The organism is Endozoicomonas sp., assembly GCF_031844845.1.
Lineage (GTDB): Bacteria > Pseudomonadota > Gammaproteobacteria > Pseudomonadales > Endozoicomonadaceae > Endozoicomonas.
This window is the reverse complement of record NZ_JAVRMB020000410.1, coordinates 1-11,079: the sequence shown is the minus strand read 5'-3', so window position 1 is coordinate 11,079 and position 11,079 is coordinate 1. Positions and strand designations below refer to the sequence as shown.

The 11,079-nt window shown below is 49.5% G+C and carries 7 protein-coding genes; all 7 read left to right on the top strand.

Annotated features, from left to right (window positions below; genetic code table 11):
* The first annotated feature begins 311 nt into the window (after positions 1–311).
* The 7 genes from corA (at position 312) to RM811_RS22735 (ending at position 11,057) form a co-directional block, all read left to right on the top strand.
* Entirely contained in the window at positions 312–1,265 is a 954-nt protein-coding gene (gene corA, locus RM811_RS22765) for a magnesium/cobalt transporter CorA (RefSeq protein ID WP_402528846.1), read from the top strand.
* A gap of 181 nt (positions 1,266–1,446) precedes the next feature.
* The gene (locus RM811_RS22760) at positions 1,447–1,932 is read left to right on the top strand and encodes an aminoacyl-tRNA deacylase (protein WP_402528844.1); all 486 of its coding nucleotides are present in this window, start codon (positions 1,447–1,449) and stop codon (positions 1,930–1,932) included.
* Between the two features lie 365 nt (positions 1,933–2,297).
* Entirely contained in the window at positions 2,298–3,629 is a 1,332-nt protein-coding gene (gene brnQ / locus RM811_RS22755; RefSeq protein ID WP_402528841.1) for a branched-chain amino acid transport system II carrier protein, read from the top strand.
* A 427-nt stretch (positions 3,630–4,056) separates the two neighbouring features.
* Positions 4,057–5,484, top strand: coding sequence for a di-heme oxidoredictase family protein (locus RM811_RS22750; protein WP_402528838.1), 1,428 nt, complete (start codon positions 4,057–4,059; stop codon positions 5,482–5,484).
* A complete protein-coding gene (locus RM811_RS22745; protein ID WP_402528836.1) occupies positions 5,481–6,515 on the top strand; it encodes an imelysin family protein in 1,035 nt (344 codons plus the stop codon). Before RM811_RS22750 ends, RM811_RS22745 begins: the two co-directional genes overlap by 4 nt.
* Positions 6,516–6,520: 5 nt before the next feature.
* Positions 6,521–7,615 carry a DUF1513 domain-containing protein gene (locus tag RM811_RS22740; protein ID WP_402528835.1) on the top strand — a complete coding sequence of 365 codons (1,095 nt, stop codon included), beginning with the start codon at positions 6,521–6,523 and terminating at the stop codon, positions 7,613–7,615.
* A 394-nt stretch (positions 7,616–8,009) separates the two neighbouring features.
* Positions 8,010–11,057 carry an autotransporter domain-containing protein gene (locus tag RM811_RS22735; protein ID WP_402528833.1) on the top strand — a complete coding sequence of 1,016 codons (3,048 nt, stop codon included), beginning with the start codon at positions 8,010–8,012 and terminating at the stop codon, positions 11,055–11,057.
* The last annotated feature ends 22 nt before the right edge of the window (positions 11,058–11,079 follow it).

The window sequence follows — 11,079 nt, the reverse complement described above, 5'->3', positions numbered from 1 at the left end:
TTCCCACGCTCTGCGTGGGAATGCATAGCCAACCACAGGAATCGTGTCTGTGGTTGGGTCCTGGCGCTACCACGCAGAGCGTGGGAGCGAGGAGGGTTTTGCGACAACCGCCTTCGCGAGGATGACGGTCGGGGGGGGGGGGTGCCCTTTTGCAACACTCTCGCAGGCGGGAAGGACGGCAGTGGTATAAATTGGCATTTAATACCTTTTTCAACAACCTCGAAAGTCAGGTACACATTCCTTCTATCTAAGTAGAAGTCAATTATCGTACAATCCGGCAGCAATTTATTGACCAATAAAAGGCAGTAACAATGATCTATGCCTATGGCGCTCAGGAAAACCAATTTTTCATTGACCGGGTTACCCCAGACTTCCCTCCGGCCAAGGGCACTATATGGTTAGAAGCCACTGAACCGGATAGTGATGAGCACCATTGGTTGACCACTCATTTCCCCGGATGGTTGCCTGAAGAAGAAGAACTGGGTGAAATCGAGATTTCTTCCCGCTACTTTGAGACAGAAAGCGGCATTCATATCCGCTCTCTTTTTCCTCATCGTGCAGGACATGAACTGAGAAATGTCAACGTCGCCTTTAACCTCAGGCCGGACAAGCTGATTACTCTTCAGGACGAACCCACCGGCCTGTTCAGGCTGATGCGAAAACACCTGAAAACACAGCATCTAAAAGCCACCACGCCCCTGGATGTGGTTATTGCACTGTTTGATACCAAGGTTGAATACCTGGCAGATACACTGGAAGAAGTGTACGAGGATCTGGAAGAAGTTAGCCAGAATGCGCTTTCAGAGCAGCATAAGGATGTTGATGAGCAACTACGAACCATCACGCTCCAGGAAGACCTGAATGGTAAGGTTAGGTTGAACCTGCTGGATACCCAGCGCTCCCTTCGCTACCTGATACGTGCATGCAACCATATACTCAATGATGAACAGAGAGACACTATTCGGGATATGCTCCGGGATATTGAGTCCCTGACACCCCATACCGGCTTCCTGTTTGAGAAAATCAATTTCCTGATGGGATCCACCATGGGGTATATCAATCTCGAGCAGAACAACATCATCAAGATTTTCTCGGTGGCCGCAGTGATGTTTCTGCCGCCCACATTAATCGCCAGCATTTACGGGATGAACTTTAAAGTCATGCCGGAGCTTTCCGTTGAGTATGGCTACCCTCTCGCCCTGGGACTGATGCTATTAAGTTCCCTGGTGACTTTTCTGTTCTTTAAACGAAAAGGCTGGCTATAAGTAAAGACCGCTGCCCGTCGCCCGCTGCCCGAAAACCCGGGGTCGCTTGCGCTTTTACGGGAAGCGGGAAGCGGTTGTTCAGGTTATACGCCGTTAATTATCATGAAAATAGCATCCGGATCTTGTGACAGGCACTATAATCATCCTACCTCAAACTGAATACTACTGAGGCGGTTTCACCATGACTATACCTAACACTGTCCACGCCTTTCTCCGCGAGAAAGGCGTCCCATACCAGACGGTCAACCACTCCCCCAGCAAAAGTTCCCTGCAGAGTGCCATCTCTGCCCAGGTACCGCTGCATAAGCTGGCCAAGGCAGTGATTCTCAGAGACGCTGACAAACACTACCTGATGGCCATTATCCCCGCCGCCAACCGTGTCCAGATTCACCAGTTGAACCAGGTCACCAACGCCAGCTTCCACCTGGCCACGGAAGCGGAGGTCTATCAGCAATTTCAGGACTGCAAACCCGGTGCTGTCCCGCCCATTGGCCAACCCTATCAGATGGATATGATGTGGGATGACCGGCTGGCCAACTCCCCGGATATTTATCTGGAAGCCGGCGATCATGAAACGCTGATCCACCTGCTACAGGAGAACTTTCAACAGCTGATCAGTGGCATGCCCCATCACGACCTCTGCTCAATGCCAGCAAAAGATCAGTAAACACTGTCAGGAGTGTCATTAAGGACGTATTTGCTGGCCTGTTCATGTTTCGTCGAAGGTCAGTTTCCGAAGGATACCCAATGGGCATAAAAGCCGACTCGTGACCCAGCCGCATGCACTTATCAAGACCTGGAGTTATCGGATGTTCAGTTGTCGGCTCCCCTGAACGGGGAACCGACCTGCCGACCGCCCTGTCGCGATCCAGCCCCGACAGGCGCTCAACTACCACTTTTTTATATAGCGTCCATACTGATAACTGGCAATTTAATCCAGAAACCCGAAATCACAAGGGTTACTCCACTGAATAAAAAAGGAGCAGGTCCCGGTAAAACACCCAATAATCAGGGATCCTGAACGCTGAAAGTATGAAGCAGAGACTGAGTTTACCGAATATTATTGGTATGGGGTTTATGGCTTTTGCCATGTTTCTCGGCGCAGGAAACCTGATTTTCCCCCCTATGGTAGGACAGCTGGCTGGCGAGGACATGTGGTACGCAGCTGCCGGCTTTTTGATAACCGGTGTAGGCCTGCCGTTACTGGGTATTATTTCAATCTCCAGGGTCGGTGGAGGATTTAATGAGATCAGCCAGGAGATGCCCAGGGGGCTGATCGTTGCCCTGGGAACCTGTATATACCTTATTATTGGCCCATTCTACGCGGTACCCAGAACAGCCCTGGTATCCTATGAAATCGGTCTCTCACCTTTTCTGCCGGAACACAGCGCGCTTAGCCAGCTCATTTTCAGTCTGATTTTCTTCAGCATATCCTGGTACCTTTCCATCCGCCCCGGCAAGCTTCTGGAATCCGTGGGCAAGCTGATCACTCCTGCACTGATTGTCTTACTGGTTATTCTTGGCCTGTCCCCGATTATTTCACCCCTTGGGATTCCCGGAAGTGCCATGGGGACATATACGGAAGCCCCTTTTATCAAGGGCTTTCTTGAAGGCTATATGACCATGGATGCACTGGCGGCATTGATGTTTGGCGTTGTTATCATCACCAACCTGAAATCCCACGGTATTAAAGATAAAGCCAGCCTGTTTCACTACAGCATCACCACCGGGATTATTGCCGCTATAGGCCTGACTCTTGTTTACCTTTCTCTATTCTACCTTGGAGCGACCAGCCGGGATGTGGCTCCAGCCCCCGGCAATGGCGGACAAATTCTGACCATCTATGCCGAAACGCTGTTTGGCACAACCGGTATTGCCCTGCTGGCAGCCGTCGTGACCCTGGCCTGTCTTACTACTGCCATTGGCTGCATTACTGCCGCCAGTGAATACTTTGACGAGATGTTTGAACAAATCAGTTATCGAAACATCGTCACCGTCATCAGTATTATCTGTGTTTTCTTTGCCAATATGGGACTGAATGAGATTATTGACCTTTTCATCCCGGTTCTGCTGATTCTATATCCTATATCCATCGCATTAATTTTCCTGGGTCTGATCAGAGACTGGCTACCTAACCCGGTATTAACCTACCGGACGACCCTGACGATCACCTTTTTTCTCAGCATCATTGATGTGCTGAGAATCAAAGATTACGCAGGGCTGTTGCCGTTCCTGCAACCTTTCAGTCTTATTCCCGGCTATGAAAACCACATGCTCTGGCTACTCCCTTCAGTTGCCGTATTATCAATCACTATTATGCTCGGCTTTATCATCAGGCCAGCGTCGAACTGCCAGCTTCCATAAGGGAAGCTGCAATTAAGAATATACCCTCGTCATTCCCGCTACACACCGTCATTCCCGCGCAAGAGGCTGTCGCAAAACCCACCAGGATCCTCGTTCCCACGCTCTGCGTGGGAATGCATAGCCAACCACAGGAATCGTGCCTGTGGTTGGGTCCTGGCGCTACCACGCAGGACCCACAGGGCCTAAAAGCGTGGGAGCGAGGAGGGTTTTGCGACAACCGCCTTCGCGAGGATGACGGTCGGGGGGGGTTGCCCTTTTGCGACACCCTCCTTCGCGGGAAAGACGGAGGGGGGTAGAAATCGGCATTTTCAACCTTTGCGACAGCCTCCTGCGCGGGAAAGACGGCAGTGGTATAAATCAGCATTTAAGACCTTTTGCGACAACCTCTTTAGCTAATAAAACCCGGGCTAATAAAAGAAGTAAAACAATGCAATTACGAACCATGGGGTTCGCCTTTATAGCCCTGATCATTGGATCAGCGCTCTCGGGCTGCAACAAAACAGAAAAAGTCAGCTATGAAAGTGGTGAAGAACGACCCGGTGGCCAAACCTCAGTCTCGATTTCCGGACGAAACGCCTTTTCACTGCCATCCGCCAATATGGCTGTCAGTCGTCGTTTGGATTTCAGCGTTGGCAACAGCTTTTTCCGTAATCCATGGGTAGCAGCTCCGGCCAGCACTACGGCCAGAGATGGACTGGGCCCTCTCTTTAATACCAATGGCTGTCAAAACTGTCATATCAAGGATGGTCGGGGACATGCACCGGAAGATGGGGATCTGAACCGTATTTCCATGTTAGTCCGACTCAGTATTCCACCCAGCTCTTCCGATCAGAAATTATTACCCCATCAGGGCGTTATTCCTCACCCGGTTTATGGAGACCAACTGCAGGATTTTGCACTTCCCGGAGGTATTGCTGAAGGGCGTGTGCGGGTCAACTATGAATATTATGACGTTAAATTTCAGGACGGGGAAACGGTTGAGTTAAGAAAACCGGTTATTTCTGTTGAAGAACCTGGTTACGGCCCACTTTCATCCAGTGACTATGGCCAAATAATGATGTCTGCACGGATAGCTCCCCCCATGATCGGCCTTGGCCTGTTGGAAGCTATTTCTGAAGATGATCTTCTGGCCAATGAAGATATTGACGACAAAAACAGTGATGGAATTTCCGGCAAGGCTAACCGTGTCTGGGATGTTGAAAAAGAGAAGACAGCTGTTGGTCGCTTTGGCTGGAAAGCAGGTCAGCCGACGCTTAAGCAGCAAAATTCAGCCGCTTTTAATGGCGATATGGGGCTGACTAGTAGCCTGTTTATGGATGAAAACTGCACGCTTTCACAAAAACGCTGTATCAGGCAAATGGCCGGGGAGCATCCGGAAGTTTCTGACAATATTCTGGATAAGGTCACCTTCTATAGCCAGAACCTTGCAGTTCCTGTCAGAACCAATGCCAAAGATAAGACTGTCCTGGCCGGAAAGCAGCTGTTTTACGACGCAGGCTGTATTGCCTGCCATACCCCATCATTTACCATTGGCTCTGAAGCGGCAAAAGAACAGGCAAACCAGAAGATCTGGCCCTACACCGATCTGCTATTACACGACATGGGAGAGGGGCTTGCCGACCATCGACCAGAGTTCCTGGCCAATGGCCGGGAATGGCGTACACCACCATTATGGGGCATCGGTCATTCTCAGGTTATTGATAAATCCGCAGGTTTTCTTCACGATGGCCGGGCAAGAACACTAATAGAAGCTATTCTCTGGCATGACGGTGAAGCAGCCCAATCCAAACAACAAGTACTGGCAATGAGTGCCAAAGAGCGTAAAGCGTTGATTCGCTTCGTAGAATCCTTATGAAGAAGTACCTTAAACTGATTGTTCTTTCTCTGAGCCTGACCGGGTGTGACCAGTTTCCCCCTCAACTGGATTTATCCCGATCGCCCATGACGATCCTCCTGGAAGATCAGATTCAACCTCGCTATACCAGCCTGGTATCTGAAGCATCCAACCTTAGAAACCTTGTTTCGGAGTTTTGCCTGAACCCCGATAACAAAAATTTTGGCCTGTTACAGCAGCAATGGCGCACCACGATGTTGAGCTGGCAATCGGCCGAAGCGGTCAGCCAGTTGATGCTGGAAGAAAATATGGATGGCTGGCGTTTTCAGTTCTGGCCTGACAAAAAGAATTTAACCGGAAGAAAAGTTGAAGAGCGGCTTAAAAATAAAGAACCCATTCCCCTGCTTTCCGACAGTGTGATTCTTCAGGGACTCTCCGCCTCGGAATATCTCCTTTTTGATGCAAAAGCCACTAATTCATTAGCACTAAAGAAAACAGAGTACTGTCAGTTTCTGATGGAAAACACAGAGGCGTTGCTGGCTAACAGTATGGAATTACAACAGGACTGGGAAAAGTCTGGCCGTTTTTATAAAAAACTGATGGCGATGGAACCTGGTAAAAATGCGCTGAATCTTAATGGCTGGGTACTGAATAGCCTTGATACCCAGACAGCACGACTGAAAAAAGAACTGGCTTTGCCGCTGGGTAAAAGCCGTATCAATCTGTTTATGGCCGAGTCCTGGCGCAGCCGACAGTCTCTGGAAAATATTCGTACCGTTCTGGCCGCCTTTGATGAACTGGTTGCCCTGGCAATAGAACAATCAGCTAATCCAGAACAAGCGACTATCTGGCAGAACATTGTCCTGGAGTTGGACAATCTTTCATTATCCATGCAAAGCCTGCCTTCCGACTTTACCACTGCTATCGAACAGGGCAGAACAAAAGATTTGCAGCAGTTGCAAGAACAAATCCACTCACTGAGCACACAAATTGTAAAAACAGCTGGCCAGCTTGAGGTTCCCCTTGGGTTCAACTCCAGCGATGGTGATTAAGGCAAATGCATCGGCGTACATTTATAAAAAGCTCACTGGCACTGGCTGGTGTCAGCCTGATTGGTACCGGATGCTCATCCACTGCCAATCAGGTTTTAATCAGTGCCGCCAGGGATTCTTCCGGTAATGACAGTATTCGGTTAACCGACCCTTATAAAGGTCAATGTACCGTTATTCCTGTTTCCCAAAGGCTCCATGATGTCAGCCTTCGTCCGGGTAGCAATGAAGTTGTCGTTTTTGAGCGACGGCCAGGTTACCAGCTCTATGTCATCAATTTCCAAAGTGCTCAAATCACTCAAACGATCCATACAACAGCGGAAAGGCATTTATACGGTCACGGTATTTTCAGCCCTGATGGTAAGCTGCTATACACAACAGAGAACAACCTCAAATTACTGAATGGTGTTATTGGTATTTATGATGCCGAACAGGGTTACCGACGCGTTGGAGAATGGCTTCTGCCCGGCTCCGGCCCCCACGAAATCAAAATGATGCCAGATGGTGAAACCCTGGTGGTTGCAATGGGTGGAATCCAAACCCATCCAGACTCTGGAAGAAAAACGCTCAACCCGGACACCTTACAACCATCACTGATTTACCTGAACCGCTATTCCGGTGAAATTATTGATCAACAGTCTTTTATTGATCCCCACCTGAGCATACGACACCTGGATATCGCCAGGGATGGAACCGTGGCTATTGGCATGCAATATCAGGGCAGCAATGATGAAGCCTTACCTCTGGTGGCCACCCACAACCCGGGTCGGCCAATTAAAGCCATTGATGCACTGCCAGAACAGTGGCTCGCACTTAATGGCTATATTGCCAGTGTTGCAGTGCTCTCAAAAGCTGACACCATTGCCGTTACTTCTCCCAGGGGAAACCGTATTGCCCTGATACAGAAATCCACTGGACATCTTAAGTCTTTTATCTATCAGCGGGATTGTGCCGGTATAGCACCACTTGCATCAAACCGGCTGGCGGTAAGTAATGGTCTGGGTGAGATTCAGATACTGGAATGTTTTCAGGGGCAGGCAAAGACGGTTCACGAGGTTAAACACACTGACTGCCAGTGGGACAACCATATGTTAAGAATATAAATACCCTCAAAGGGGTAATAAAACCTGCCTGGGTGCAATTAAAAGTGTTCCCCGGTTGCTGTCATCCTGTACAGGGATTGTACAGGATCCATACACAGGGAAGTGACTGTCGATGGTTGGCTATCCCTGCCAGATGGATTGTGTACAATCCCTGTACACAATGACAGCTCCGTAACACTTGTAATTACACCTAACCTGCCTGAAAAAATACTATTGTTAAAAGCTACCCTTCAGGCTTGAGAAGAACTTTCGATAAAAACTCGTAATACCAACAATTAATTCAGTAGACTAATAAAACCATTCAAACACCCGCCATTGTCGTTTGCCAGGGAAAGGCAGTAAACCCATGCGCAGTTTGGCACTGTAACCATGGTTGTACAATAAAGGGAAAATAATGAACAGGAACGTTCTATTTCGAAAAACACTGCTGGGCAGTGCAGTGGTGGCTGTATTAAATACTTACTCTGCGGGTGCTGTGGCAGTGGACTGTCCTGCCCCCGCTGTAGTCAATGGTAAGAACACCGTGGCTGTGATGGCCGGCACCAGTTGTGACAGCATCACCGTTAGCGTTGATGGCCAGGTCACCGATATTGAGGTGGGGGGCACCGTTAGCGGCGATATTACTATTAGTGCTTCACAGGACTATCTCAAGATTGGTGGCGGCGGTGGGGCAGGGGCAAAAACAGCCTCTGGCAATATCAGCAACAGTGGCACACTAAATGATGGCTCAGTGCCTGAAGTCGATGCTAATGATGATGACAATGGCGATGGCAATGTCAATGACGATGACAATTTACCCAATGTCGGCCTCCATATTGAAGGAACCACTGTAGGTGGCACGATATCCAATACCCAAAACGGAAACATCACTGCCTTTGATAGTGGTATAGAAATCCGCGATGCTGACGTAAAAAACGTTACCAATAGCGGGAACATTGTCACCAATGGGTGGGACAGTTCAGCAATTCGTGCTGTAGGTAGCACCAGCACCATTATCGGTAATGTGCTCAACGAGGGTGAGATTAATTCGGAAGGGGACGGTATCACCCTAGGCGGCCTTGAAGCAGGCGGCACCATGACTGGCAATATCGAAAACTCTGGCAACATCACCAGCTTCTACAACACTGTCTATATAGGAGGTGGTACTGTACTGAACGGCAATATAGTAAACTCAGGCAACATCTTTGGTCTTGGTGACAGTTCTAACGGTATTTTGGTTGAAGACAGCAGTGTCAGCGGTGATATTACCAATAGTGGTGACATTAATGCCAACGTTGGTATCCTGCTTACGATTTACTCCGATGCAACCTCGGTTAGAAATATTATCAATAGCGATTCCGGCCTGATCATAGGTGATGCCTACGGTATTGTCATTGATAGCTCAACAACAAACAGTATTGTCAACTCAGGCTTAATCAGTGCCAACCTGGAGAATGGCGTTCACATAACCAACGGCGGTACAGTCACTAACGGGATTCACAACAGCTACGAGATCTTCGCCAGAACCCATGCTATCTCTATCAGCGCTGGCTCGACCATTGGCACCAGCACATTTAATGGTGCCAGCGATGAGACCGCTATTTTTAACTCCGCTAATGGCCATATCTCTGGCCAGACATCCGGTATCCGAGTTTTTGATGGGGCTACGATCACAACTAACGACAGTTCCACGGCCATTATCAACGAAGGGCTTATTGATGGTTATTTCGGTATCATTATTGATGGCCTGACTGCCGACACCGGCATTGTCAACCGGGGATCCATCAAGTCCAATAATCCCGGTGATCTCGTCATTTCCGGTGTGGATTTCACTGATATTCCGAACAATCCACTCTCCCATGCCATTTATTCTGTTGAAGCCGGTCACACACTAACGGTCACCAATGCGGCTGGCGGAACCATTGAGGGCAGGGTTGCCGGTCCAAGCCTGGCACTCAGCAATAGCGGCACGTTCAGAACCCTGCCCGGCTCCGATATCAAATCCTATGAAGGTTCCGGTACGCTGGTGGCTGTACTCAAGGAGGATATGCAACCTTATAGTGGTACCGGAATACCAGATAGTGCTGTGCTTACGGCAGATACCATCTCCTTCAGTTCAGGTGCCCGAATCCTGGTGGATAACCTCATTACCTTCGGCGAGAATGAGAGCAACAATTATGTCATCGCTTATGAAGACGCTGATGACGGCAACATTGCGGGTGATACCGGAATCACAGTGGATAGTACTTCAGCAATGCTTGATGTGCAGCTGGTTAATGATCCAGCCAATCCTGACAAGATTATTATCAGGGTTTCATCAGAATCCGCAGGCAACATAATTGCCCAATTGGGTGCCCCTTTGGGAACTCAGCTCATGATCAACGAGTTCCTGGAGTTCGTGCTCCCCGGTCTGGATGAGAATCACCCTTTTACCCAGATTATCCAGGAGGCGATCGACGCCAGTGATACATCAATACTGGCACTGTCAGAAGCCCTTGAACCAGAAACCTCGGGCAGCAACACAGCCGGGGCCACGATTACCCAGTCCGCCTCGTTTGGCAGCGTTTCCACCCGTACCAGCTCGTCACGCACCGGTACCAACTCCGGTGACCTGTTTCAGGACGGCGGGGTCTGGGCCCAGTACCTGCACAGTAAAGGTAAACAGGATCACCGGGACGAATCCGATGGTTTTGACTCCCGCCTGAATGGCATCACCTTTGGTGCCGATGGCGATATCAACGACCACTGGACCCTTGGGGTTGCCCTCACCGCTGCCGACGTCACTACCTCCAGCAGTACCACGGGATCAAGCAGCATAACGGACACCACCAGCTACATTGGTACCCTCTATGGCAGCTGGCAAAACAGTGACCGCTTTGTGGATATTATGGCCAGCGCCGGTCTCAGCAAAAATGAAACCGAACAAGTGGAGATCTTTGGGCTGACCACATCAGAGTACGATGCCAAACAACTGGGCTTTCGTCTGGTTACCGGCCAGGACTTCTGGCTGGATAGTCAGGCGATGGTATTGCAACCAAACCTGTCGTTCAATTACGGCCGGATTGATATAGAGGCCTATCAAGAGGTTGTGCAATCCTTATCCCTGCCAAGCTCTCTTGAAAAACAACGTTACGAAGTGGTTGAGCTGGGGGCAGGCATTACTGCCATGAAATCCTTTGAGCTGGATCGCGGCATACTGGATGTCAGTCTCTCCCTGAATGTGTACCATGATTTTGCTGCCGATCAAGTGCAGGTCAAAAGCAGTTTTATAACCAGCAATGGTAACGAGACTGCGCCTACCACACATATTGGCGAAGAACCGGAAAAAACCACCTGGCAGGCAGGCCTCGGTCTCAACTACCAGATCAGCAATACGCTGAGCGCATCGGTCAACTATGACCACACCTGGAAGTCCACCTTTGCTGCTGACAGTGCCAGCATCAAACTACGATATGACTTCTGAGGCGAGTTGAACTTTCGCTGCC

Excerpts from the sequence above, each read along its gene's own strand:
- corA (WP_402528846.1), top strand. The coding sequence starts at position 312 with ATGATCTATGCCTATGGCGCTCAGGAAAACCAATTTTTCATTGACCGG.
- RM811_RS22760 (WP_402528844.1), top strand. The coding sequence starts at position 1,447 with ATGACTATACCTAACACTGTCCACGCCTTTCTCCGCGAGAAAGGCGTC.
- brnQ (WP_402528841.1), top strand. The coding sequence starts at position 2,298 with ATGAAGCAGAGACTGAGTTTACCGAATATTATTGGTATGGGGTTTATG.
- RM811_RS22750 (WP_402528838.1), top strand. The coding sequence starts at position 4,057 with ATGCAATTACGAACCATGGGGTTCGCCTTTATAGCCCTGATCATTGGA.
- RM811_RS22745 (WP_402528836.1), top strand. The coding sequence starts at position 5,481 with ATGAAGAAGTACCTTAAACTGATTGTTCTTTCTCTGAGCCTGACCGGG.
- RM811_RS22740 (WP_402528835.1), top strand. The coding sequence starts at position 6,521 with ATGCATCGGCGTACATTTATAAAAAGCTCACTGGCACTGGCTGGTGTC.
- RM811_RS22735 (WP_402528833.1), top strand. The coding sequence starts at position 8,010 with ATGAACAGGAACGTTCTATTTCGAAAAACACTGCTGGGCAGTGCAGTG.